Genomic DNA, 24,083 nt, shown 5'->3' with positions numbered 1-24,083 from the left:
TGGCGTCAAGATTCCTAAGGCGAGCCCGAGTTGACGTTTCCTTTGCAGACGCGGGCCCCACCGGAAAGGTTCCGGCGGGGCCTGAGCCGGACGGGTCTACTTGCCCGTGAACTTCTCGTACTCCTTGAGCACCTCTTCGGTCGGGCCGTCCATGCGCAGCTCACCGCGCTCCAGCCACAGGACGCGGTCGCAGGTGTCGCGGATCGACTTGTTGTTGTGACTGACCAGGAACACCGTGCCGGCGTGCTCTCGGAGTTCGCGGATCCGGTCCTCGGAGCGCTTGCGGAAGGCCGCGTCACCGGTGGCCAGCGCCTCGTCGATCATGAGGACGTCGTGGTCCTTGGCGGCGGCGATGGAGAAGCGGAGCCGGGCCGCCATGCCGGAGGAGTAGGTGCGCATCGGCAGGGTGATGAAGTCGCCCTTGTCGTTGATGCCGGAGAACTCGACGATCTCCTGGTAGCGGGCCCTGACGTCCTCACGGGACATGCCCATGGCGAGGCCGCCCAGGATGACGTTGCGCTCACCTGTGAGGTCGTTCATCAGGGCCGCGTTGACGCCGAGCAGCGAGGGCTGGCCGTTGGTGTAGACCCTGCCCTTCTCGGCGGGCAGCAGGCCGGCGATGGCGCGCAGCAGGGTGGACTTGCCGGAGCCGTTGGAGCCGATCAGGCCGATGGCCTCGCCGCGGTAGGCGACGAAGGAGACGCCGCGGACCGCGTGCACCTTGCGGACGCCCCGGTCGTCGCCGCGCTTGATGATCCGGCTGAGGGCGGACGTCGCGCTGCCCTTGCCGGACTTGGCGCCGTTGACACGGTAGACGATGTGCACGTCCTCCGCGATGACGGTGGGGATCCGCTCCCCTATGGTCTGCTCAGCCACGGCCGTACCGCTCCTCCGCCTTCCAGAAATACACGAAACCGCCGGCGAACACGACCACGGCCCAGGACAGCGCGACGGCCCAGACGTGCGGCGGCAGGTTCGAGGCGCCGTAGCCGTCGATGAGGGCGAAGCGCATCAGGTCCATGAAGACGGTGGCGGGGTTCACCTGGAACAGCGTGCGCGCCCACTCCGGCCGGCCCTCCATCATCTTCGTGATCGAGAACATCACACCGGACATGTACATCCAGGTGCGCAGCACGAACGGCAGCAGCTGGGCGAGGTCCGGCGTCTTGGCGCCCAGCCGGGCCACGATCAGGGCCAGGCCGGTGTTGAAGAGGAACAGCAGGAACAGGATCGGGACGACCAGCACCCAGGACAGGCCCGGGCGGCTGCCGAACCCGACCACCACGGCGACCATCACGATCATCGAGAACAGCAGCTGCTGGAGCTGCTGGAGCGCGAAGGAGATCGGCAGCGAGGCGCGCGGGAAGTGCAGCGCCCGCACCAGACCGAGGTTGCCCGAGATCGCCCGCACGCCCGTCATGATCGAGCTCTGGGTGAACGTGAAGGTGAACACCCCGGTGACCAGGAACGGGATGTAGACGTCCTGTGACATGCCGCGGCTGGCGTGCAGGATGACGCCGAAGATGAAGTAGTACACGGCGGCGTTCAGCAGCGGCGTGGCCACCTGCCAGAGCTGGCCGAGCTTGGCCTGGCTGTACTGGGCCGTGAGCTTCGCCTGCGAGAAGGCCAGGATGAAGTGGCGCCGCCCCCAGAGCTGGCGTACGTACTCGGGCAGCGAGGGGCGTGCGCCGCTCACCGCGAGCCCGTACCTGGCGGCGAGCTGCGCCGCCGTGAGGCCCTCGTCGGGGGACGGCACCGCGGTCACCGCGATCCCGCCGTCATGCGTTGTCTCACTCAAGGATGGAAGCCTTCGTCTTCGGATCCGTCATCGCACCCGTCGCCGGATCCGCCTTCGGATTCGCTTTCGGATGCGTCTTACGTTCGTCTTACGGAATTGTGCTATTAGGCGCGACACGTCTCCGCCATCAGACACATTCCCGGGGGCGTCCGCGCGCCATGCGCGGCCGTTCCCGTGGCGTGTCCGCACGCCGTACGCGCGGACACGCACCTTCGAGCTTGTCAGATCACCGGGGGACGGCCCAGTCGCGTGAGTTTCCACACGGTCCGCCAGCGCATCGGGCGGCGGGGTCCGCACGGGGTGGTCCAGCCCTCCCGGAAGCCGGCGAACCAGGCGTGCAGGGCCGGGCGGGAGGGGCGGCGCACCAGGGTCAGCAGCAGCCACACCCCGAGGTAGACCGGGACCAGGGGGGCGGGCAGGTTGCGGCGGGCCAGCCAGACCCGGTTGCGGGCGACCATCCGGTGGTAGACCGCATGCCGGGAAGGGGCGGTGGTGGGGTGGTTGAGGACCATGTCGGAGCGGTAGTCGATCATCCAGCCGGCGTCCAGGGCCCGCCAGGCCAGGTCGGTCTCCTCATGGGCGTAGAAGAACTCGTCCGGCAGGCCGCCGACCTCGGCGAGGACCTGGGTGCGGACGGCGTTGGCGCCGCCGAGGAAGGTGGTGACCCGGGAGGAGCGCATCGGGTCGGAGGCCCGGAGCCTCGGCACGTGCCGGCGCTGGGTCTGCCCGGTGTCCGGGTCGGCGATGCGGAAGCTGATGATGCCGAGCCGCTGGTCGGCGGCGAAGGCCTGGCGGCACAGCTCGGCGGTGTCGTGCTCGGCGAGCAGGCCGTCGTCGTCGAGGAAGAGCAGTATGTCGACATCGCGGCCGCTCGGGCCGAAGGCCTCTATGCCGACGTTGCGCCCGCCGGGGATCCCGAGGTTCTCGGGCAGCTCCAGGGTGCGGACACCGTCCGGAACGTCCGGGACGGGCGAGCCGTTGCCGACGACGACCACCTCGACCCGGTCGCCGTCCTGCTTGGCGACCGAGTCGAGGAGGGCACGCAGTTCGTCGGGGCGGTTGCCCATGGTGATCACGACCGCGCCGACCTTCAGCCCGGCGCTCACCGCAGCCTGCTCGACGCCAGGACCGAGACCAGGTGCAGCAGGGTCTGCAGCAGCGCGATGCCGGCCAGCACGGCGGTGCCGAGCCGGGTCCAGAAGAGATCGCCGTGGAAGTGGTCGGCGACGGCCAGCAGCAGGATCAGCAGAGAGGCCTCGATGCCGAGGATCAGCCGGTGGAACCGGAACAGGGCGGCGGCCCGGCGGGCCAGCGCCATCCCGGAGGACCGCATCTCGGCGGCGGCCTCCTTGACCACCGGAAGCCCGGCCTGGTGCCGGGCCACGCCGACCAGGTCGGTCTCGGCCTTGATCAGGATCGCGCCGAGCGCGGCCAGGGTGCCGAGGAAGGCCCACAGCCAGTCGATACGGCCGCTGCCGAACAGGTCGGCGGCGCGCAGCCCGAGCCCGACCAGGACGGCGGCGTCGGTGAGGTAGGCACCGACCCGGTCCAGGTAGACGCCGCCCAGCGAGTACTGCTGCTTCCAGCGGGCGACCTCGCCGTCGACGCAGTCGAGCAGCAGGTACATCTGGACGCAGACCACGCCGAGCACCGCGCCCCAGATGCCCGGCACCAGCAGGGCCGGGCAGGCGAGCACGCCGAAGACGGTCATCAGGTACGTGAGCTGGTTGGGCGTGACCCTGGTGTTCACCAGGTAGCGGTCGACCCGCAGGGACACCTCACGCATGTAGAGGCGCCCCATCCAGTGCTCACCGCTGCGCCGGTCCTTGACCCCCACGGGGTGCACGACCGGACGGAGTTCAGCTACCGATGGCCTTGACATAGTCGACGTAGAAGTCCTTGATCTGGTGGGTCTTGAGGTCGAGGTGTTCGAGGATGGTGTAGCGGCCGGGCCGGGTCTCCGGGGCGAACTCGACGACCCGGACGAACTCGTCCACAGTGAAGCCGATCTCCTCCGGCAGCACCGGCAGTCCGTGCCGGCGCAGCACATCGGCCATGTACACGGACTCCTCGTGGGCTCCGCGCAGGTACATCGCGAAGGCCGCGCCGAGCCCGCACTGCTCGCCGTGGCTGGCGGCACGCCTCGGGAAGAGCAGGTCGAAGGCGTGGTTGATCTCGTGGCAGGCGCCGGAGGACGGGCGGGAGTCGCCCGACACCGACATGGCGATGCCGCTGAGCACCAGCGCCTCGGCGAGCACCTGGAGAAAGTCGTTCTCGCCGATGCCGCCGGGGTGGCGCAGCACCGCCTCGCCGGCCTGGCGCGCCATGGCGGCCGCCAGACCGTCGATCTTCTCGCCGGTGACGCGGTGGGACAGCTCCCAGTCCGCGATCGCCGAGATGTTGGAGACGGCGTCGCCGATGCCGGAGCGCACGAAGCGCGCCGGGGCCTCCCGGACGACGTCGAGGTCGATGACGACCGCGATCGGGTTCGGCACGCCGTACGACCCGCGGCCCGCGTCGTTGTCGAGGGTGGCGACGGGCGAGCACAGGCCGTCGTGCGCGAGGTTCGTCGGTACGGCGACCAGCGGCAGGCCCACCCGGGCCGCCGCGAACTTGGCGCAGTCGATGATCTTGCCGCCGCCGAGGCCGACGACCGCGTCGTAGCGGCCGGCCTTGATCTCGCCGGCCAGCCGGATCGCGTCGTCGAGAGTGCCGCCGCCGACCTCGTACCAAGTGGCGCCGGGCAGGCTGGGCGAGACGCGGTCACGCAGCTTGGAGCCGGAGCCGCCACTGACGGCGACGGCGAGCCGGCCGGAGTGCGAGATGCGTTCGTCGGCGAGCACCCCGGCCAGGTCGTCGAGGGCACCCGGGCGGATGTCGACGACGACCGGCGAGGGGATCAGCCGGGTCAGTACTGGCACGCGATCTCCCGTCCCCGGGCGAGGTCGTCGTGGTTGTCGATCTCGACCCACCGGACGTCGCCGATCGGCGCGACGTCGATGCGGAAGCCGCGGTTGACCAGCTCCTGGTAGCCGTGCTCGTAGAACTGCTGCGGGTCGGTCTCCCAGACCGCCTTCAGCGCCTCGGCCAGCTCGGGCGCGGCGTCGCCCTCGATGAGGGTGACGCCGATGTACTCGCCGGTGGCCTCGGCGGGGTCCATCAGCTTGGTGATCTTCGTCATGCCCTTGTCGGCGTCGACGACGACCTTCATCTCCTCGTCCGCGAGGGACTTCACGGTGTCCAGGGCGAGAATGATCCGCCGGCCGTCGCCGCGGGCGGCGAGCAGCGTCTCCTCGACGGAGACCGGGTGCACGGTGTCGCCGTTGGCGAGGATCACGCCGTCCTTGAGGGCGTCACGGCCGCACCACAGGGAGTAGGCGTTGTTCCACTCCTCGGCCTTGTCGTTGTCGATGAGGGTGAGCTTGAGCCCGTACTTGGCCTCAAGGGCCGCCTTGCGCTCGTAGACGGCCTCCTTGCGGTAGCCGACGATGATCGCGACCTCGGTCAGGCCGATCTCGGCGAAGTTGCCCAGGGTCAGGTCGAGCACCGTGATCGAGTCCTCTATCCCGGCAGGCCCCACCGGCACCAGCGCCTTGGGCAGGCTGTCGGTGTAGGGGCGCAGACGCCGTCCGGCGCCGGCCGCCAGCACGAGGCCGATCATGCGGGTTCTCCTTCGTCGTGTACGGCGGGCGCCCCTGCGGACACCCAGAAGCGGATGCTCTCGACGAGCACCAGCCCGGCCACGACCACGGCGAGGACCGTGAGCGCGGCCTTGAACTGCGCGGCGGTGAGCACCGCGGCCAGGACGGTGACGAGCAGCGTCCGCCCCTCCTGCCCCCCGACGGCACGTACCAGCCAGGCCGGCGGCGCCCCGGCGTCGCCGCGGATGCGGTACACCGTGTCGTAGTGATGGTAGGCGACGGCGGCCACCAGACCGAAAGCCGCAGGAAGGGCTCCGTTCACCCCGGATTTGCTTGCGAGGACGAGCACGGTGCCGTATTCGGCGGCCCGGAAGAGGGGCGGGACCAGCCAGTCGAGGGCGCCCTTGAGCGGGCCGGCCAGGGCCCGGCCGGAGGCGACGGCGTAGACGAACGCGCCCACGACCGGCGCCCAGGTCACCCCGGAGAAGAGGGAGGCGGTGAGAACCGCCACTCCGGCGAGCGCCAGCACGAGCGGGTGGCCGAGCGGGGTAGGCCCGCCGGTGCGGGACACGAATCCCGCGAGGGGGCCGTTGTCCGCCAGGTCCGCCAGCGCCTGCGCCGCCCGGTCCGTCCGCTTCGCCTTCCGGGTCAGCGACCGCAGCACCCGCCCGGCCGTGGTGTACGTGGCGGCGAAGGCGCAGCCGACCAGCAGCACGTAGAAAGTGATCCGCGGGGTGGTGGCGGCCGTGAGGACGGCTATCAGTGCCCATCGTTCGCCGATGGGCAGCACTATCATCCGGCGCACCCAGACCGTCCAGCCGACGCTGTCGAGCCGGCCGGAGAGCGCGGCGGTGGGGCTGGTGTTGGCGGTGGCGTCGTGGTTGGCCTCGTTGAAGGAGAAGTCGACCACGTGCCGGCAGGTCTGCAGGATCATGGCGCCGAGGGCGAGGGCCCATACGTCGTCGCCACCGCGGGCGGCGCCCAGGGCGAGGCCGGCGTAGTAGGCGTACTCCTTGGCCCGGTCGAAGGTGGCGTCCAGCCAGGCGCCGAGGGTGGAGTACTGCAGGGAGTACCGGGCGAGCTGGCCGTCGGTGCAGTCCAGGACGAACGAGCAGAGCAGCAGGACGCCCGCGGCGACGAAGCCGATCCGGGTGCCCGTGGCCGCGCAGGCCGCCGCGATCAGGGCGGTGAGTAGCGAGGCGGTGGTGACCTGGTTGGGGGTCAGTCCGCGGCGGGCGCACCAGCGGGCGAGGTACCGGGAGTACGGGCTGACGAAGAAGGTGGTGAAGAAGCCGTCCCGGGACTTCACGGCCGACTTCAGGCGTACGGCCTCGTCGTCGACGGCGGCGACGGCCTGCCGTGCCTCGTTGCGGGCCTGCGGGTCGGCGGGGACGGCGGCGACCAGGCTGCCCAGCTCGGGGCGGTGGACGTCGGCGTCCAGGGCGGTGACCAGGCCGTCGACGGCGAGGGCGGTGCCGCCGCCCGCGGCGGCCTCCCGGGCCAGCGCCCGGGCCAGGGCCGGCCGGGCGCCCGGCTGGGCGGTGACGGCGCCGGGGATCGCGGCGAGCGGGAAACGGGGGTCGGTGAGGCCGAGGCGCAGGGCGTGCACATGGCCGACGAAGCGGGCGTCGACGACGGCGACGCGCCGGTCGGCGGGTACGGCCGTGAGCAGGGCCTCGGCCTCCGCGGTGTCCGACGCCGCCCGCACCTCGAAGCCGAGCGCCCGCAGATCGCTCTCCAGTGACGATCCGGGCACCGGCGGACCGGTGACGATGGCGGTCGACAACCGAACTCACTCCCTGGGTGCCGGCGTATGTGCGCCGGTCTGCTGCGTGGTGGGGCGCGGTGTGCCTGGTGGCCCCCGGACGGCATTCGGCAGAGGTTATCGGATGGTGAGGACTGCTTGTTCACCGGCCGTTAACGGCACGGTCGACCCGCTCTGCCCCTGCCTTTGCCGAGATCATCATCCGCGATCCGGGCCCCGGCCCACAAATGGCGCTCACAGAACGGGCATTGGGGACACCGGTCCGCGGCCTCGCGACCGGCCACGCGGGGGGTCCGGTCCGGCACGGCGGGTAACTGAGGCTGCCCTGACCTGGGGTTCGTTTCCGCAGGTCAGGGCACATGACAACGGTGTTCAGTGCCGCGTTGCCGGATACCCCCCACCCGTAGTTCACTGTGATCCCGGGCGAACACAGGAGGCGTATCTCATGGGGGCAGGGCACGACCACGGCCACGGGCACAGCCACGCGCCGCCCACCGGCACGGCCGCGGCGGCGTACCGCGGGCGGCTCAGGGTGGCGCTCGCCATCACCCTCGGGGTGATGGTGGTCGAGATCGCCGGCGGTCTGCTGGCCGACTCGCTCGCGCTGATCGCGGACGCGGCCCACATGGCGACCGACGCGCTGGGCCTCGGCATGGCCCTGCTGGCGATCCACTTCGCCAACCGCCCGGCGAGCACCAACCGCACCTTCGGCCTCGCCCGCGCCGAGATCCTCGCCGCCCTGGCGAACTGCCTGCTGCTGCTCGTGGTCGGCGGCTACGTGCTGTACGAGGCGGTCCAGCGGTTCCTCACGCCCGCGGACACGCACGGCGGCCAGATGATCGTGTTCGGTCTGATCGGCCTCGTCGCGAACATGATCTCGCTCACGCTGCTGGTGCGCGGCCAGCAGGAGAGCCTGAACGTGCGCGGCGCCTTCCTGGAGGTGGCGACCGACGCGCTGGGCTCGCTGGCGGTGCTGATCTCGGCCGTGGTGATCCTGACCACCGGCTGGCAGGCGGCCGACCCGATCGCCTCGCTGGTCATCGGCCTGATGATCGTGCCGAGGACGCTGAAGCTGATGCGCGAGACCCTGGACGTCCTGCTGGAGGCGGCGCCGCGGGACGTCGACATGGCGGAGGTACGGTCGCACATCCTGGCCCTTGACGGCGTGGAGGACGTCCACGACCTGCACGCCTGGACGATCACCTCGGGGATGCCAGTGCTGTCGGCGCACGTGGTGGTCCGCTCGGACGTGCTGAGCGCCATCGGCCACGAGAAGATGCTGCACGAGCTGCAGGGCTGTCTGGGCCACCACTTCGACGTGGAGCACTGCACCTTCCAGCTGGAGCCGGGCGGGCACGCGGAGCACGAGGCCCGGCTCTGCCACTGACCCCGGCACGGCCGGACACCGGAACGCAGCCCTCCGCACTCCCCCGGCGTCCTTGTGTTCGAGACCCCCGGACGGTTCCCTCCGGCACCGGTAGGGCACGATCAACTACCGGGTCCCTCTTCCGGCGTGCCCGTGCCGGGAAGTGCCGGGAGTGTCGGATTCGTACGGCAGACTTGGTGCGAAGACCGAGGCGAAGGATGGGTATGCCGATCACACCTGCCACCGCGACGCACAGCACGTCGGAAGGGACCGCAGACGCGATTTTCCTCGAACTCGTCGACGAGAAGGGTGTGACCATCGGCACCGCGGAGAAGCTGGCCGCGCACCAGCCGCCCGGGCAGCTGCACCGGGCGTTCTCCGTCTTCCTCTTCGACGAGCACGGCAGACTGCTGCTCCAGCAGCGGGCCCTGGGCAAGTACCACTCCCCCGGCGTGTGGTCCAACACCTGCTGCGGCCACCCCTACCCCGGTGAGGCGCCCTTCGCGGCGGCCGCCCGGCGGACCTTCGAGGAGCTGGGGGTCTCCCCGTCGCTGCTCGCCGAGGCGGGCACGGTCCGTTACAACCACCCGGACCCGGCCTCCGGCCTCGTCGAGCAGGAGTTCAACCACCTGTTCGTCGGCATGGTCCAGGCGCCGCTCGCGCCGGACCCGGAGGAGGTCGAGGCGACCGTCTTCGTGACGGCCGCCGAGCTGACCGAGCGGCACGCCCAGGACCCCTTCTCGTCGTGGTTCATGACCGTGCTGGACGCGGCCCGCCCGGCGATCAGGGAACTGACGGGCCCGTCCGCCGGCTGGTGAGAATCCTCACCAGGCCTTCGCGAGGCCTCACGGCAGCGTCGCGGGTTTGAGCGGCAGGGCGGCCCAGATCACCTTGCCGCCGCTCGACGTGTGCTCCACGTCCACGACCCCGCCCGCCTCCCGGGCCACCTCCCGCACCAGCAGCAGCCCCCGGCCGCCGGTCTGGCCGTGGTCGGCCTCCAGGGCGGTCGGGCGGTAGGGGTGGTTGTCCTCCACCGACACCCGCACCCACTCGGCGCCGACGGCGACCTCGACGGCGAGCACCGGCGACAGCAGCGCCGCGTGCTTGACCGCGTTGGTGACCAGCTCGGAGACGATCAGCAACAGCCCGTACACCAGGTCCTCCGAGACCGGGACGCCCTGGCGCTGGAGCAGGTCCCGGACGGCGCGGCGCGCCTGCGGGACCGAGGCGTCCACGGCGGCGGCGGTGAACCGCCAGACTCCTTCGTACGGCAGCGGATCCGGCGGCGCAGCGCCGCCTCCCTCTGGACGCGGGTCGTGCCCACGCCCGTGGTTCTCCATCGTCCGGTCGCCACCCTCGCGCTCGATTGTCACCACACGTCGAGTGTTGGTAACGACCCGCTCCGGCCCGGATGACTGAACACAAGTCAGCGAATATCGAGCGGATCTGACCGTTGGCGTATGACAAGGTCAGTTGAGCGGCGACTCTTGCCCTCCCCGATGCCGATTTCGCGAACTATTCGGGTTGTACGGGTATGAGAACTTTCCGCGGGATACGACGGCAGCCCCCTGGGGGCACGGCAGCCGCGCGCCTATAGCATCCCGCCCATGGAGCCCCGCCTCACCCACCGGGTCGAAGAAGCCGTTGCCACGGTAGTCATGGGCAACGCGGCCAAACGCAACGCGATGACCGCGGAGATGTGGCGCGCCCTCCCGCCGCTCCTCGACGGCCTCGCCGCCGACCCCGCCGTGCGGGCCCTGGTCCTCACCGGCGAGGGCGGCACCTTCTGCGCCGGCGCCGACATTTCCACCCTCCAGGGCTCCCCCGCCGAGGCACAGTCCCTCGCCGTCGCCGCCGAGGAGGCACTCGCCGCGTTCCCCAAGCCGACCCTGGCCGCGGTGCGCGGCCACTGCGTCGGCGGCGGCTCGCAACTCGCCGCCGCCTGCGACCTGCGGTTCGCCGAGGAGGGCGCGCTGTTCGGGGTGACACCGGCCAAGCTCGGCATCGTCTACCCGGCCGCCTCCACCCGCCGCCTGGTGTCCCTCGTCGGCCCTGCCACCACCAAGTACCTGCTCTTCTCCGGCGAGCTGATCGACGCGGAGCGGGCGCTGCGCACCGGTCTGGTCGACGAGGTGCTGCCGGAGGGCGGGCTGGACAAGCGGGTGGCCGAGTTCACCCGGATCCTGGCCGCCCGCTCGCAGCTGACGCAGGCCGCGGCGAAGGAGTTCGCGAACGGCCGCACGGACCGGGACGCGCACTGGGCGGAGCAGGCACGCGGCAGCGGCGACACCGCCGAGGGCGTCGCCGCGTTCCTGGAGCGCCGTCAGCCGCGGTTCACGTGGGCAGTTCCGCCCCGAGGATGAACCGGCTCATCGAGCGGAGCAGGTCGACGACCTCGGCGGGCGCCTTCTGCGGGGAGCCCGCGTCGTAGGGCGGCTGGGGGTCGTACTCGATCCCGAGCTGTACGGCCTGGGCGACGGCGTCTCCGGAGATCCGGCCGAGCAGGGTGAGGCCCATGTCGATGCCGGCGGAGACGCCGGCCGCGGTGACGTACTTGCCGTCGACGACGACCCGCTCCCCCGTCGGCTCGGCGCCGTACTTGCGCAGTTCGTCGAGGGCCAGCCAGTGCGAGGTGGCGCGGCGCCCTTCGAGGAGGCCGGCGGCGGCGAGCAGCAGGGAGCCGGTGCACACGGAGGTCGTCCAGGTGCTGGTGGCGTCGGCGGTGCGGATCCAGTCGAGGAGGACCTCGTTCGTCATCTGCGGGGTCTGGCCGGGGCCGCCGGGGACAACCACGACATCGGGGTGCGGCACCTCGGCGAAGGTCTTCTCGGCGATCAGCGCGAGGTTCCCGTTGTCGGTGCGGACGGGGCCGGCCTCCTCGGCGACGAAGACGACCTCGGAGTCCGGGAGCCGGCCCAGGGTCTCGTACGGCCCCACGGCGTCGAGGGCGGTGAAGCGGTCGTAGAGGACGATCGCGAACTGCATGGCTCTCCTAACGGGGTTGGCTGACGGGCGCTGGGCTGAACCTGCGCCGGTATTCGGCGGGGGTCGTGCCGAGGGCCTTGAGGAAGGCGCGGCGCATCGCCTCGGGCGTGCCGTAGCCGCTGGCGCGGGAGACCTCCTCGACGCCGTCGCCGGTGTCCTCCAGGAGCCGGCGGGCGTGTTCCACCCGGACCCGGTCGACGTAGCGGCCGGGCGTCGTCCCGGTCTCGGTCTGGAAGGCGCGGGCGAAGTGGCGGGGCGAGAGCGCGGCCCGGGCGGCCAGGGCCTCGACGCTCAGGTCGTCGTCCGGGTGCTCGGTGATCCTCCCCCACTGCCTTAAGGGCGTGGGAGGTGCCCCCAGCTGGACCTCCCGCAGCGGTGCGCGCTGTGCGGTCTGGGCGGCGAGCTGGGCGCTGAACTGGGCCTGGTTGCCGGGTCTGCGCAGGAACACCACCAGGTGCCGGGCGACGGTGAGCGCCACGTCCCGGCCGAGGTCCTCCTCGACCAGCGCGAGCGCGAGGTCGATGCCGGAGGTGACACCCGCCGAGGTGGCGACGTGACCGTCCCGGACGTAGATCGGGTCGGGGGCGACGTCGACGGCGGGATGGTCGCGGGCCAGCTTCTCGCAGTACGCCCAGTGGGTGGTCGCCCGGTGTCCGTCCAGGAGCCCGGCGGCGGCGAGCAGGATGGCGCCGGTGCAGACGGAGACCAGCCGCCCGGCGCGCGGCCCGTGCGCCCGCAGCCACGCCACCAGCTCCGGGTCGGGCCGCCGGGTGCCCTGACCGCCGGGGACGAGCAGGGTGTGCGGGTCGGACGCGTCCGCCAGCGCCTGGTCCGGTACGACGGTCAGCCCGCTGGAGGTGCGCACGGCAGCGCCGTCCAGGGAGGCCGTACGGATCAGGTAGCTGCCCGGCGTGTGGGTCTCGGCGCCCGTGAAGACCTCCACGGGGCCGGTGACGTCGAGGCTCTGGACGCCGTCGAAGAGGACCACGAGAACGGTTCGCTGCGCCATGTCATCGATTGTTGGCCGGTCCGCAGATGGCCGCAATGACGAGCAGCCCACCTTTCCTGCCATGCCGGACGGAGTACGGGCCCGGCATCGGTCCGGACACTGGAAGTCCGTACCAACCAGTAAGTAGCGTGCCGCCATGACAACCCCCGTCCTGGAGCCGCGCGCCGGCCGCCGCTGCCACACCCTGCTCAACTCCCTGCACGCGACCCACTTCTTCAGCCCCGAGCTGGCCGAGGAACTGGCCGCGCTCGGGGTGACCCATCCGCGGGCCGTCAACTTCGCGGTGCGGGCGGCCGCGTTGGGGCCGGTCGGGGCCGGCACGGTGACGGCGACGTTCTACAACTACAAGTACGAGCTGGTGGCCCGGCACGTGCCGGCCGTCTGGGAGACCGCGTCCCCGAAGGACGTCCTCGCCGCACGCGCGCGTGCCGTCGACGCGTCGATGCGGCGGCTGCTCGGCGCGGACGCGGTGGGCTCCGACGGGATGGCCGAGGCCGCGCGGCTCGCGCTGCGCGCCACCGAGGCCTGCTCGCGCTCCGGCCGCCCGCTGTACGCCGCCAACGCGGACCTGCCGGTGCCCCGGGAGCCCCACCTCGCCTACTGGTACGCGGGCACGCTGCTGCGCGAGCACCGCGGCGACGGACACCTCGCGGCGCTGCTGGCGGCCGGTCTCGACGGGCTGGAGGCGGTGGTGACGCACACGGCGACCGGCAAGGGCATGACCCCGAAGTGGGTGTTCGCCACGCGTGGCTGGAGCCAGGACGACTGGGACGCGGCGGTGGACCGGCTGCGGGAGCGCGGCCTGCTCGACGCGGCGGGCGAGCTGACCGAGGCGGGGGTGGCCCTGCGGGCGGACATCGAGACGGAGACGGACCGCCTGGACCGGGCACCGTACGAGCACCTGGGGGCCGACGGGGTGGCCCGGCTGACGGAACTGGCGGCGGGCTTCGCGAGGGCGGCGGTGGCCGCGGGGGCGTTTCCCGCGGATCTTCTCGGCAAGGGCTGACGCAGCCGGGGGCCGGGGCGGGGGTCCTCTCGGGGGCGTCTCGGGGGGCGCGGCCGGTACGGCACCGCTGGACGGCGCCGTCGGGGCTGAGCTCCGTTGCGGCGGATCGGGTGAGGCGGACGGATCGTAGGGAGCGGGTGATCGAGGGGGCGGGGATCCGTTCGCCTGATTCATTCAGGTGTGCGGGTGGTTTTTCGGGTGTGCGGGGGAATCGGGCAGAGTCCGTGTCGCGGAACGGCGCCCTGGGGCCCGGTTGTCGGTGTCACCTGCCACAATTGCGGCGCAACCTCAGTGGAGAAGGCGGTACGGGATCGTGACGACACCCGGGTCCCTGGTTCCAGGGTCCATCGAAGGCAGGATCGCCGAGGAGCTCGGCGTACGGGAGCGGCAGGTCAAGGCTGCCGTGGAGCTGCTCGACGGCGGTTCGACGGTGCCCTTCATCGCCCGCTACCGCAAGGAAGCGACCGAGATGCTCGACGACGCGCAGCTGCGCACGCTCGAGGAGCGGCTGCGCTATCTGCGGGAGCTTGAAGAGCGGCGGACGGCGATCCTGGAGTCGGTGCGGGAGCAGGGCAAGCTCACCGACGAGCTGGCGGCGCAGATCCGGAGCGCCGAGACCAAGGCGCGGCTGGAGGACATCTACCTGCCGTACAAGCCGAAGCGGCGGACCAAGGCGCAGATCGCACGGGAGGCCGGCCTGGAGCCGCTGGCCGAGGGGCTGCTCGGGGATCCCGGGGTGGACCCGCTGGCGGCGGCCGCCGCCTTCGTCGACGCCGACAAGGGTGTCGCCGATCCGCAGGCAGCCCTGGACGGTGCCCGGGCGATCCTCACCGAGCGGTTCTCGGAGGACGCGGACCTCGTCGGCGAGCTGCGCGAGCGCATGTGGGTGCGCGGCCGGCTCGCCGCGAAGGTGCGGGACGGCAAGGAGGAGGCGGGCGCGAAGTTCGCCGACTACTTCGAGTTCGCCGAGCCGTTCACCGAGCTGCCCTCGCACCGCATCCTGGCGATGCTGCGCGGCGAGAAGGAGGAGGTCCTCGACCTCGTCCTGGAGCCGGAGGAGCCGACCGAGGGCCCGTCCTCGTTCGAGGGGATCGTCGCCCACAGGTTCGGGATCGCCGACCGGGGCCGGCCGGCCGACAAGTGGCTGTCGGACACGGTCCGCTGGGCCTGGCGCACCCGCCTCCTCGTGCACCTCGGCATCGACCTGCGGCTGCGGCTGCGTACGGCGGCCGAGGACGAGGCGGTCGACGTCTTCGCGGCGAACCTGCGCGACCTGCTGCTCGCCGCCCCGGCCGGCACCCGGGCGACGCTGGGCCTGGACCCCGGTTTCCGGACCGGCGTGAAGGTCGCCGTCGTCGACGCCACCGGCAAGGTGGTCGCCACCGACGTCATCTACCCGCACGTCCCGGCCAACAAGTGGGACGAGGCGATCGCCAAGCTGGCCCGGCTCGCCAAGGAGCACACGGTCGACCTGATCGCGATCGGCAACGGCACGGCGTCCCGCGAGACCGACAAGCTCGCCGGTGAGCTCATCACCAAGCACCCGGACCTGAAGCTCACCAAGGTGATGGTGTCCGAGGCCGGCGCGTCCGTGTACTCGGCCTCCGCCTTCGCCTCCCAGGAGCTGCCCGACATGGACGTGTCGCTGCGCGGCGCCGTGTCCATCGCCCGCCGGCTCCAGGACCCCCTCGCGGAGCTGGTGAAGATCGACCCCAAGTCGATCGGCGTCGGCCAGTACCAGCACGACCTGTCCGAGGTGAAGCTGTCGCGCTCGCTGGACGCGGTGGTCGAGGACTGTGTGAACGGCGTGGGCGTGGACGTCAACACGGCGTCGGCCCCGCTCCTCTCCCGGGTCTCCGGCATCACCTCCGGGCTCGCCGAGAACATCGTCGCCCACCGCGACACCAACGGCCCGTTCACCTCCCGCGGCCAGCTGAAGAACGTGGCCCGGCTCGGCCCGAAGGCGTACGAGCAGTGCGCGGGCTTCCTGCGCATCCGCGGCGGCGACGACCCGCTGGACGCGTCGAGCGTCCACCCCGAGGCGTACCCCGTCGTACGGCGGATGGTGAAGACGTCGGGCCAGGAGGTGGCCGCGCTCATCGGCAACACGGGGGCGCTGCGCTCGCTGCGGCCGACGGACTTCGTGGACGAGACGTTCGGTCTGCCGACCGTCACCGACATCCTCAAGGAGCTGGAGAAGCCGGGGCGCGACCCGCGTCCGGCCTTCAAGACGGCCACCTTCAAGGAGGGCGTCGAGAAGATCTCCGACCTGTCCTCCGGGATGGTCCTGGAGGGGGTTGTCACGAACGTGGCGGCCTTCGGCGCGTTCGTCGACGTCGGTGTGCACCAGGACGGTCTGGTCCATGTCTCCGCGATGTCCAAGACGTTCGTCAAGGACCCGCGGGACGTGGTGAAGCCCGGTGACATCGTCAAGGTGAAGGTCCTCGACGTGGACATCCCGCGCAAGCGGATCTCGCTGACGCTGCGGCTGGACGACGAGGCGGCGGCCTCCGGCGGTGAGCGCCGCCAGCAACAGCAGCGGGGTGGCGGTGGGCGTCCGCCGCAGCAGCGGCAACAGCAGCAGCGTCAGGGCGGCGGTGCCCGTCAGGCGTCGGCGACGCCGCCGGCGAACAGTGCGATGGCCGATGCGCTGCGCCGGGCCGGGTTGCTGGGCGGGAAGGACGGGAAGCGCTAGCCGCACCTGCCGGGGGGCGTGGGTCGCTGCGGGTCCGTTGTGGCCGGTCGCGCAGTTCCCGCGCCCCTGAAGGGGCGCGTTCCGCCTGCCGGTGTGTTCTCGTGCGCCACATTCGGTGGATGAAGATCCGTCGTTCCGGAGACTGGTGCCATGACTGGATCAGACTTCAAGGCCGATCTTCAGACGTATCTCCAGGACGCCCGTGACGTGCTGTTGTGGAAGCTGGAGGGGCTGTCCGAGTACGACATTCGGCGGCCGCTGACTCCCACGGGTACGAATCTGCTGGGGCTGGTCAAGCATCTCGCCGGTGCCGAGGCCTGGTACTTCGGGGCGACGTTCGGGCGGCCCTTCGACGGGGCACCGCAGTTGTGGTTCACCGGAGACACGGAACCCAACGGAGATCTGTGGGCGCGGGCCGACGAGACGCGTGAGGAGACAGTCGGCGTGTACCGGCGGGTCTGGGCCCACTCGGACGAGACGATCGCCGCTCTGGCCCTCGACGCGGTCGGGCAGCTGCCCGTCGACCCGCCCAAGGAGATCACCCTCCACCGCGTCCTCACACACATGGTCGCCGAGAGCCAGCGGCACGCCGGTCACGCCGACATCGTGCGTGAGCTCGTCGACGGCGCGACGGGGCAGCGGGCGGACGGCGCCAACATGGCGCCCGGCGACACGGCGGCCTGGGCCGAGCACCGGGACCGGGTCGAGCGGGCGGCGGAGGAGGCTGGGCGGGGCGGCCGGTGAACGGGAGACGACGGGCCGCGGCCCCGTCACACATACCCGCGCCGCTGCACGAACCCCAACGCGGCCGCGCCCAACGGGACGTTCAGCCAGAACGTGAGCAGCCGGTAGACCAGGACCGCGGAGGTGGCCGGGCCTGCCGGTACGCCGAGGGCGGTCAGGCCCGCGATGAGGCCCGCTTCGAGGGCGCCGAGGCCGCCGGGGACCGGCGCCGCGTTGGCGAGCAGGCGGGCTGCCATGAACGCGGCGCCGAGCTGGACGAAGGGGAGGTCGCCGCCGAGCGCGTGGAGGCTGAGAGCGAGCCCGACGATCTGGACGAGGGGCAGGCCGAGCATGCCGACGACCCCGAGGGCCAGCTTGGCGGGGTCGGCGGCGATCCCGGTGAGCGTCGTGCCCGCCGCGCGCAGGAACGGCCACACCTTCTCGTGCAGGAAGCGCCGTCCGGGCGGGGTCAGCCCGAGCAGCCCTCCGGCGGCCAGCACGAGGACGATCGCGGGCAGGGTGTACTTGCCGACGGGCAGGTCCAGGTGCACGCCGCCGTGGCGCTGTCCGGCCGCGGCGAAGAACACGGTGGCGACCACCACGTTGGAGACCGCGCCGGCCAGGCTCTGCAGCCCGACGGAGGCCGTCGCCGCGCCGGTCTCGACCCCCGTCTTCTGCAGATAGCGCAGGTTCAGCGCCATCCCGCCGACGTTGCCCGGGGTGATCCGGTTCAGGAAGGAGCTGGCGAACTGCACCTGGTAGGTGGCCCGGAAGGGCAGACGCCCTGGGATGGTGCCCAGTTGCAGACAGGTCGAGAAGCCCTGCGAGACGAAGGTGACGGGCACGACCGCGAGCAGCCACCACCAGTTGGCGTCGCGCAGCGCACGGAGTGCGGCCGGGGCGTTGGCGAGCTGCGGCAGCACGAGGTGGAGCACCAGGAAGGCGCCGGCCAGGCCCAGGACGCTCTTCCAGGTGAACCGGGCGAGTGGGGCTGCCTTGGCGGCCGGCACGTCACAGGCGCGGCGCACCTCTGCGGCCAGGTCGTGCATGAGGTTCGGCCGGCCGCCGGGGCGCAGCGTGCGGCGCCGGGTGCCCGCCGTGACCTCCCGGGCGCGGGCCTGGTCGTAGCGGGCCACCGCGCGGCGGGCGGGGCCCAGCAGGGCGAGCGGTTGGAGGTACGGCAGGGCGGTCGCGAGCCGTTCGGGGCCGAGGCCGGTCAGGGCGCAGGCGGTGGCGCGGGCCGGTCCGACGCGTACGGCGGTGGTGGCGAGCAGTTCGGCGAGGTCGCTGCCCAGCGTCTCGGGCGGGGCGTTGAGCTGGGCCCGCGCGAACGCCGTGAGGCGGGTGTCGCCGCCCGGTGTGACCAGGATGTGCTCGGGGCGCAACGCCCGGTGGGCGAGGCGGTGTTCGTGGATGCGGGCCACGGCCGTCCACGCCGCGCCGAGCAGGGTGTCGGTCAGCTCCTCGTCGGAGAGCGCGGACAGCGGGCGGGCGCCGTGCCCGACCGTCACCAGGACCGCGCCGCCCCCGGTCACCGGGTAGGCGATGACGGGGTCGGCGACCCTGGCGCCGGTGCGGGCGGCGAAGACCAGCATGAGCAGTTCGTGTTCGGCGGCGCCGAGCGGCGTCTGCTCACCGGGGTCGGCCGGGTGGCGGAGCAGGACGCGCCGGGCGAGCCGGTGGAACAGGTCGCGGCCCCGGTCCTCGGCGGCGAGGGCGCGTACGGTCAGCTGCGCGCCCTCGGCGGTCTCGGCGTCGTAGAGGACGCCCTCGCCGGGGAGTTGGCGGTCCGGCGGCAGTTCGCGGAGGGTGGCGAGGGGGATCCCGCAGGCGACGAGGGCGTCGGCGACGGCCTGGGCCGGCGGGCGGTCGGGCGGGCCGCCGGCCATGAGGAGGACGGCCGATCCCGCGGCGCCGCCGACGACGAGGGCGCCGAACGCGTCCAGCGGGACGAGCGAGGCGGCCAGCGCGCCGAGCGCGGCGCAGCCGGCGGTCAGGGCCCACAGCGCCCGCCGCCACGGCCGGGCCAGCCAGGGGCCCGCGGCGACGACCGCGGACGCGCAGGCCGCCAGGTACACCGCCGACGGCCAGCCCGCGTGCACCAGTCCGCCACGGCCGACGAGGACCTCCGGCCACAGCTCGGGTCTGCTCTCGGCCAGCGCGAGACGGGTGAGCGTCCAGCCGACGGCCGCGCCCAGGGCCGCGGCGGGCAGCACCCTCGACACCGCGTCGAACCGGCGCCGTACGACGAGGACGACCAGGGCGGCCAGCGGTGCGAGCATGGCGACCGCCTGCACCGTGCCGACGAGTGCGTCGCGCAGGGCCGGTGGCAGCGCGGTGGCCGCGGTGAGCAGGCCCTGCTGCGCCCTGCGGGCGAAGTCCCGGGTGGCGACCGCCACCAGCACCGTCAGCGCGAGGGCGGCCAGGGAGACCAGCAGCCGCAGCAGGTCGGCCGCGCGCCGCACGTCCCGGGGCGGCGGGGCGTCGACGGTGGGCGCCGCCCCGCCCGTCCCGGCTTCGCCCACGAGGTCGGAGGAGAGCAACATGCCGTGCCGGTCGGTCATGCCCCGCCTCCGGCGAGGCTGCGAGGACGGCCCATGCGCGCGCTCCTTCGGGCACAGGTCCGGCTCGCCCGGACGTCGGCCCATGGTTCCATGCAGTCGGTGTTCCGCGCCTCCGTCGAATGACTGTCCGCAGACGCAGACGCAGACGCGGTCGGCCGACGGATCATGTCTCCTTCGGAGGCTGGGCGGTGCCGTTCATCCGGGCGCGGTTCTCCGCGAGCAGTTCCTGGACGCGCCGCTCGACCTCCACGGGGTCGACGCCGAGGGCCCGGCCCATGTGGATGGACCACACCTCCGAGCGCACGTTGGTCTCGAAGTCCAGGTCGGCGCGGACGTTCTCGCGGGCGGCCTGGCGGTTCTGGCTCACCATCACGAACGTGGACAGGAAGATCGCCTCCAGGCTGACGATCATGGTGAGCAGGCCGAAGGGGAACGGGTCCCAGATCGCGCCCTCACCGAACACGCCCTCGTTGCAGACGATCCAGACCGCGAACCACAGGGCGTGCAGGTAGACGAACATCATGGTGCCGGCGAAGGCGGTGATCGCGTCCGCGATGCGGTCCTGGGTGCCGCGCAGCTGGACGAGGACGTCCTGCTCGTTCACGATCCGAAGGGCCGACCGCTTCGGCGATGTGCTCATGGCCACTCTCCTGCCAGGTGTCCAACGATGATCGCAGCGTACGGGGGCCGCTGGCGCTGTAGGGGGTGCCGCGAAAGCTCGTTCGGCGGCTGCGGGTGCGTTGTGGTTGCTCGCGCAGTTCCCCGCGCCCCTTCGGGGGCGCCGACAACTGGGGCGTTTCTAACGTTCCGTCACCTTGCCCGCCGCCACCTCCAGGCGGCGGGTGACGCGGACCGCGTCCAGCATGCGGCGGTCGTGGGTGACCAGGAGGAGGGTGCCCTCGTAGGTGTCGAGGGCGGACTCCAGCTGCTCGATGGCCGGCAGGTCCAGGTGGTTCGTCGGCTCGTCCAGGATCAGGAGGTTGACGCCCCGGCCCTGGAGGAGGGCCAGGGCGGCGCGGGTGCGTTCACCCGGGGAGAGCGTGGCCGCCGACCGGAGTACGTGGTCATGTTTGAGGCCGAACTTGGCCAGCAGGGTGCGGACTTCGACCGGTTCGGTGTCCGGTACGGCCGCGCAGAAGGCGTCCAGCAGGGACTCGGTGCCGTGGAAGAGCTTGCGGGCCTGGTCGACCTCGCCGACCAGGACGCCCGGACCGAGGGCCGCCTGTCCGGCGTCCAGCTCCACCCGGCCCAGCAGCGCGGCGAGCAGTGTCGACTTGCCCGCGCCGTTCGCCCCGGTCACCGCGACCCGGTCCGCCCAGTCGATCTGGAGGGAGACCGGGCCGAAGGTGAAGTCGCCGCGCCGTACCTCCGCGTCCCGCAGGGTGGCGACGACGGCGCCGGAGCGCGGGGCGGCCGCGATCTCCATGCGCAGGTCCCACTCCTTGCGGGGCTCCTCGACGACGTCCAGGCGTTCGATCATGCGCTGGGTCTGGCGGGCCTTGGCGGCCTGCTTCTCACTGGCCTCGCTGCGGAATTTGCGGCCGATCTTGTCGTTGTCGTTGGACGCCTTGCGCCGGGCGTTCTTGACGCCCTTGTCCATCCAGGAACGCTGCATCTGGGCCCGGTCCTGAAGGGCGGCCCTCTTGTCGGCGAACTCCTCGTAGTCCTCGCGGGCATGCCGGCGGGCCACGTCGCGTTCCTCCAGGTAGGCGTCGTAGCCGCCGCCGTAGAGGTGGATCTGCTGCTGGGCGAGGTCGAGTTCGAGGATCTTGGTGACCGTGCGGGTGAGGAACTCGCGGTCGTGGCTGACGACGACCGTGCCGGCGCGCAGGCCGGTCACGAACCGTTCGAGGCGCTCCAGGCCGTCCAGGTCGAGGTCGTTGGTGGGCTCGTCGAGGAGGAAGACGTCGTACCGGGAGAGGAGGAGGGAGGCGAGGCCCGCGCGGGCGGCCTGGCCGCCGGAGAGGGCGGTCATCGGCTGGTCGAGGTCGACGGCCAGGCCGAGGGAGTCGGCGACCTCCTCGGCACGCTCCTCCAGGTCGGCGCCGCCCAGGTCGAGCCAGCGCTCCAGGCTCACGGCATAGGCGTCGTCGGCGCCCGGTGCCCCGTCGACCAGGGCCTGGGTCGCCTCGTCCATCACGCGCTGTGCCTCGGCGACCCCGGTGCGCCGGGCGAGGAAGGCGCGGACGGTCTCGCCCGGCCGCCGCTCCGGCTCCTGGGGCAGGTGGCCGACGGTCGCCGTCGGCGGGGAGAGGCGCAGTTCGCCCTGTTCGGGGGCGGTGAGCCCGGCGAGCAGCCGGAGCAGGGTGGACTTGCCCGCGCCGTTGGCACCGACCAGACCGATCACGTCACCGGGCGCGACCACGAGGTCGAGCCCGGAGAAGAGCGAGCGGTCGCCGTGCCCGGCGGCGAGGTTCTTGGCGACGAGGGTGGCAGTCATCAGAACGCCGATCCTAATGTGCCGGGCAGCCGGTCCTCGGCCCGGTCTTCCCCCGGTCAGCGCTCCGGCGCCGCCACCAGCACGCTCCCGGAGGTGCGGGCCACGACGAAGGAGCCGCCCTTGGCCGCCGTGCCGTCCAGGGGGATGCGGTGGCGGCCGGGTTCCAGGACTCCGTCGAAGAGTTCCTGGCTGCGGGGGCGGGAGAGGCGGTCGAGGCGGTACGACGTGAGCCGCACCCGGCAGGGCGAGGTGACCTCGACGCCGGCGGTGCCGTCGGCGGCGACCAGGCGGGTCAGCCGGCGTTGCGGGAGCGGGCTGCGGTCGAGGGCGTGTTCGATCTGGGCGACGAGGAGCGGGACGATCGGGGCGAGTCCGTCGACGTAGGGCACCTCCAAGCCCGCCCGCTCGAACGCCTGGCGTACGGCGGTCCGCTCGGCCTCGCCGACCGCGGGGCCGAAGGCGACGGCTGCGTAGCCGCGGAGTTCCTCGGCGGGGACGCCGTCGGCGTCGCGGGTGATGTCGGCGCCGATGCCGATGGAGCGCAGCGCTGCGGCCAGCTTGGCGAGGAGGGCGACGCGGGCGCCGATCAGCAGCACCCGGCGGCCGGGCGGCGGGCCGGCGTCTTCGAGGAGGGCGCCGAGGGCCTCGCGGTACTCGGGGCCGTGGAAGCGGAACGGGCCGATGCCGTGGTAGCCGTTGAGCTCCAGGTCGGCGTGTTCGGAGGTCTGCCAGGCGAAGTCCCGCCAGATGAAGTCGTCGCCGTCGTGCTCGATGACCGCGGTGACCGCGCCGCAGGCCAGGTCCTCGCACTCGGGGCAGCCGTAGACGACGTACCGGCCGTCGGGCAGCGGGGCCTCGGACTCCAGTAAGAGGCTGCGGACCTGGGCGGTGAAGATGGCGGGCGGGACGTCGGAGGCGAGCGGGGAGACGGCGTCCAGGTCGGAGAGCTGGAACAGCAGCGGGTGACCGTCGACGACGAAGTCCACGAAGTCCCGGTGGAGCTGGTAGCCGCCGTCGGCGAGGACACCGCCGGCGCGCATCGCCGGGGCCAGGCCGAAGGTCGCGTATGCGGCAGACATGCTGTGAGTATCCCCAGAGCGGGACGATCTGAGCGCGGCATGACATATTCCGCTAACGTCACCGTGTGCAGCCTGAGCTGAGTGACGAAGTGATCGTGGTCGGCGGCGGGGTCGTCGGACTGACCACGGCGGTGGTGCTGGCCGAGGGCGGGCGCCGGGTGCGGGTGTGGGCCCGGGAGACCGGCGGGCGTACGACCTCGGCGGTCGCCGGCGCGCTGTGGTGGCCGTACCGCATCGAGCCGGAGGCGCTGGTCGGGGAATGGTCACTCGCCTCACTTGTCGTGTACGAGGCGTTGGCGGCCCGGCCCGAGGAGACGGGCGTACGCCTGGTCGAGGGCGTACACGACGGCCTGCGGCTGGACGGGCTGGGTGCGTGGGCGGCGGAGGTGCCGGGGCTGGCCGAGACCGCTGAAGGTCTGACGGCCCGGCTGCCGTTGATCGACATGCCGGTCCACCTGGCGTGGCTGCGTCGGCGGTTGGAGCGGGCGGGCGGGACGGTGGAGGAGCTGACGGTGGGCGCGCTGGGCGAGGTGCCCGCGCCGGTCGTGGTCAACTGCACGGGGCTCGGGGCCCGTTCGCTCGTCCCGGATCCGGCGGTGCGTCCGGTGCGCGGGCAGCTGGTCGTGGTGGAGAACCCCGGGATCACCACCTGGTACACGTCCGACGAGGTGGCGGGGGGCGCGTCCGCCTACTTCTTCCCGCAACCCGGCGGGCTGCTGCTCGGGGGTACGGCGGAGGAGGACGCCTGGTCGCTGGAGCCGGATCCGGAGGTCGCGGCCGGGATCGTGGCGCGCTGTGCGGCGGTCCGGCCGGAGATCGCCGGGGCGCGGGTGCTGGCGCACCGGGTGGGGCTGCGGCCGTACCGGGCGGCGGTCCGGCTGGAGCGTGAACTCCGGCCGGACGGACGAGTATTGATCCACAACTACGGGCACGGCGGGGCCGGCGTCACGGTCGCCTGGGGATGTGCGCGGGAGGCGGCCGGGCTGGCGGATGCCGGCCCGGCCGCCTGAGC

The 24,083-nt window shown here is 72.4% G+C and carries 21 protein-coding genes; 7 read left to right on the top strand and 14 right to left on the bottom strand.

Going from position 1 to position 24,083, the window contains the following annotated elements:
* Positions 1-96: 96 nt before the first annotated feature.
* The 7 genes from ABT137_RS30580 to ABT137_RS30550 all read right to left on the bottom strand — a co-directional run bounded on the left by ABT137_RS30580 (position 97) and on the right by ABT137_RS30550 (position 7,225).
* On the bottom strand, positions 97-876 hold the full coding sequence (locus tag ABT137_RS30580) for an ABC transporter ATP-binding protein (protein ID WP_351714338.1): 780 nt from the start codon (positions 874-876) through the stop codon (positions 97-99).
* The gene (locus ABT137_RS30575; protein ID WP_351714337.1) at positions 869-1,798 is read right to left on the bottom strand and encodes an ABC transporter permease; all 930 of its coding nucleotides are present in this window, start codon (positions 1,796-1,798) and stop codon (positions 869-871) included. Before ABT137_RS30575 ends, ABT137_RS30580 begins: the two co-directional genes overlap by 8 nt.
* A 221-nt stretch (positions 1,799-2,019) precedes the next feature.
* A complete protein-coding gene (locus ABT137_RS30570) occupies positions 2,020-2,892 on the bottom strand; it encodes a glycosyltransferase family 2 protein (RefSeq protein ID WP_351714403.1) in 873 nt (290 codons plus the stop codon).
* Positions 2,893-2,900: 8 nt separating this feature from the next.
* Positions 2,901-3,644: a CDP-alcohol phosphatidyltransferase family protein gene (locus ABT137_RS30565; protein WP_351714336.1), complete on the bottom strand. Its 744-nt coding sequence runs from the start codon at positions 3,642-3,644 to the stop codon at positions 2,901-2,903.
* Between the two features lie 13 nt (positions 3,645-3,657).
* Positions 3,658-4,719: an iron-containing alcohol dehydrogenase family protein gene (locus tag ABT137_RS30560; protein ID WP_351714335.1), complete on the bottom strand. Its 1,062-nt coding sequence runs from the start codon at positions 4,717-4,719 to the stop codon at positions 3,658-3,660.
* Entirely contained in the window at positions 4,707-5,459 is a 753-nt protein-coding gene (locus ABT137_RS30555; RefSeq protein ID WP_351714334.1) for a phosphocholine cytidylyltransferase family protein, read from the bottom strand. Before ABT137_RS30555 ends, ABT137_RS30560 begins: the two co-directional genes overlap by 13 nt.
* A complete protein-coding gene (locus ABT137_RS30550) occupies positions 5,456-7,225 on the bottom strand; it encodes a DUF5941 domain-containing protein (protein WP_351714333.1) in 1,770 nt (589 codons plus the stop codon). Before ABT137_RS30550 ends, ABT137_RS30555 begins: the two co-directional genes overlap by 4 nt.
* Before the next feature lie 424 nt (positions 7,226-7,649).
* Between ABT137_RS30550 and ABT137_RS30545 the strand changes: the two genes are divergently transcribed.
* Together ABT137_RS30545 and idi are read left to right on the top strand one after the other, a co-directional pair.
* Positions 7,650-8,591, top strand: coding sequence for a cation diffusion facilitator family transporter (locus tag ABT137_RS30545; protein ID WP_351714332.1), 942 nt, complete (start codon positions 7,650-7,652; stop codon positions 8,589-8,591).
* Between the two features lie 203 nt (positions 8,592-8,794).
* The gene (gene idi / locus ABT137_RS30540; protein WP_351714331.1) at positions 8,795-9,388 is read left to right on the top strand and encodes an isopentenyl-diphosphate Delta-isomerase; all 594 of its coding nucleotides are present in this window, start codon (positions 8,795-8,797) and stop codon (positions 9,386-9,388) included.
* 27 nt (positions 9,389-9,415) lie between these two features.
* Here idi and ABT137_RS30535 read toward each other — a convergent pair whose 3' ends face one another.
* Positions 9,416-9,910 carry an ATP-binding protein gene (locus ABT137_RS30535; protein WP_351714402.1) on the bottom strand — a complete coding sequence of 165 codons (495 nt, stop codon included), beginning with the start codon at positions 9,908-9,910 and terminating at the stop codon, positions 9,416-9,418.
* Between the two features lie 267 nt (positions 9,911-10,177).
* Here ABT137_RS30535 and ABT137_RS30530 point away from each other — a divergent pair, with 267 nt between their 5' ends.
* On the top strand, positions 10,178-10,933 hold the full coding sequence (locus ABT137_RS30530) for an enoyl-CoA hydratase/isomerase family protein (RefSeq protein WP_351714330.1): 756 nt from the start codon (positions 10,178-10,180) through the stop codon (positions 10,931-10,933).
* Here the strand turns inward: ABT137_RS30530 and ABT137_RS30525 are convergent.
* Both ABT137_RS30525 and ABT137_RS30520 read right to left on the bottom strand, forming a co-directional pair.
* Positions 10,905-11,555 carry a DJ-1/PfpI family protein gene (locus ABT137_RS30525; RefSeq protein WP_351714329.1) on the bottom strand — a complete coding sequence of 217 codons (651 nt, stop codon included), beginning with the start codon at positions 11,553-11,555 and terminating at the stop codon, positions 10,905-10,907. The two genes, ABT137_RS30530 and ABT137_RS30525, sit on opposite strands and share 29 nt — an antisense overlap.
* 7 nt (positions 11,556-11,562) lie before the next feature.
* On the bottom strand, positions 11,563-12,564 hold the full coding sequence (locus ABT137_RS30520) for a GlxA family transcriptional regulator (protein ID WP_351714328.1): 1,002 nt from the start codon (positions 12,562-12,564) through the stop codon (positions 11,563-11,565).
* Between the two features lie 136 nt (positions 12,565-12,700).
* On the opposite strand from ABT137_RS30520, the gene ABT137_RS30515 reads away from it, so the two are divergent.
* From ABT137_RS30515 to ABT137_RS30505, 3 genes are all read left to right on the top strand, one after another.
* Positions 12,701-13,570 carry an SCO6745 family protein gene (locus tag ABT137_RS30515; protein ID WP_351714327.1) on the top strand — a complete coding sequence of 290 codons (870 nt, stop codon included), beginning with the start codon at positions 12,701-12,703 and terminating at the stop codon, positions 13,568-13,570.
* Positions 13,571-13,883: 313 nt separating this feature from the next.
* Positions 13,884-16,265 carry a Tex family protein gene (locus ABT137_RS30510; protein WP_351714326.1) on the top strand — a complete coding sequence of 794 codons (2,382 nt, stop codon included), beginning with the start codon at positions 13,884-13,886 and terminating at the stop codon, positions 16,263-16,265.
* Positions 16,266-16,415: 150 nt separating this feature from the next.
* Positions 16,416-17,009 (top strand): DinB family protein, encoded by a 594-nt coding sequence (locus ABT137_RS30505; RefSeq protein ID WP_351714325.1) that lies wholly within the window; start codon positions 16,416-16,418, stop codon positions 17,007-17,009.
* A 26-nt stretch (positions 17,010-17,035) separates the two neighbouring features.
* Here ABT137_RS30505 and ABT137_RS30500 read toward each other — a convergent pair whose 3' ends face one another.
* The 4 genes from ABT137_RS30500 to ABT137_RS30485 form a co-directional block, all read right to left on the bottom strand.
* A complete protein-coding gene (locus tag ABT137_RS30500; protein ID WP_351714324.1) occupies positions 17,036-19,552 on the bottom strand; it encodes a flippase-like domain-containing protein in 2,517 nt (838 codons plus the stop codon).
* Positions 19,553-19,715: 163 nt separating this feature from the next.
* A complete protein-coding gene (locus ABT137_RS30495; protein WP_351714323.1) occupies positions 19,716-20,192 on the bottom strand; it encodes a DUF1003 domain-containing protein in 477 nt (158 codons plus the stop codon).
* 159 nt (positions 20,193-20,351) lie between these two features.
* A complete protein-coding gene (locus ABT137_RS30490) occupies positions 20,352-21,992 on the bottom strand; it encodes an ABC-F family ATP-binding cassette domain-containing protein (RefSeq protein ID WP_351714322.1) in 1,641 nt (546 codons plus the stop codon).
* Between the two features lie 56 nt (positions 21,993-22,048).
* Entirely contained in the window at positions 22,049-23,071 is a 1,023-nt protein-coding gene (locus ABT137_RS30485; RefSeq protein WP_351714321.1) for an oxidoreductase, read from the bottom strand.
* An 89-nt stretch (positions 23,072-23,160) separates the two neighbouring features.
* Between ABT137_RS30485 and ABT137_RS30480 the strand changes: the two genes are divergently transcribed.
* Complete coding sequence (locus ABT137_RS30480; RefSeq protein WP_502984598.1) at positions 23,161-24,081, top strand: FAD-dependent oxidoreductase; 921 nt, start codon at positions 23,161-23,163, stop codon at positions 24,079-24,081.
* Positions 24,082-24,083: the final 2 nt, after the last annotated feature.

This window comes from Streptomyces sp. NPDC001980, from assembly GCF_040296885.1.
Lineage (GTDB): Bacteria > Actinomycetota > Actinomycetes > Streptomycetales > Streptomycetaceae > Streptomyces.
This window is presented reverse-complemented; position numbering and strand designations above follow the sequence as displayed.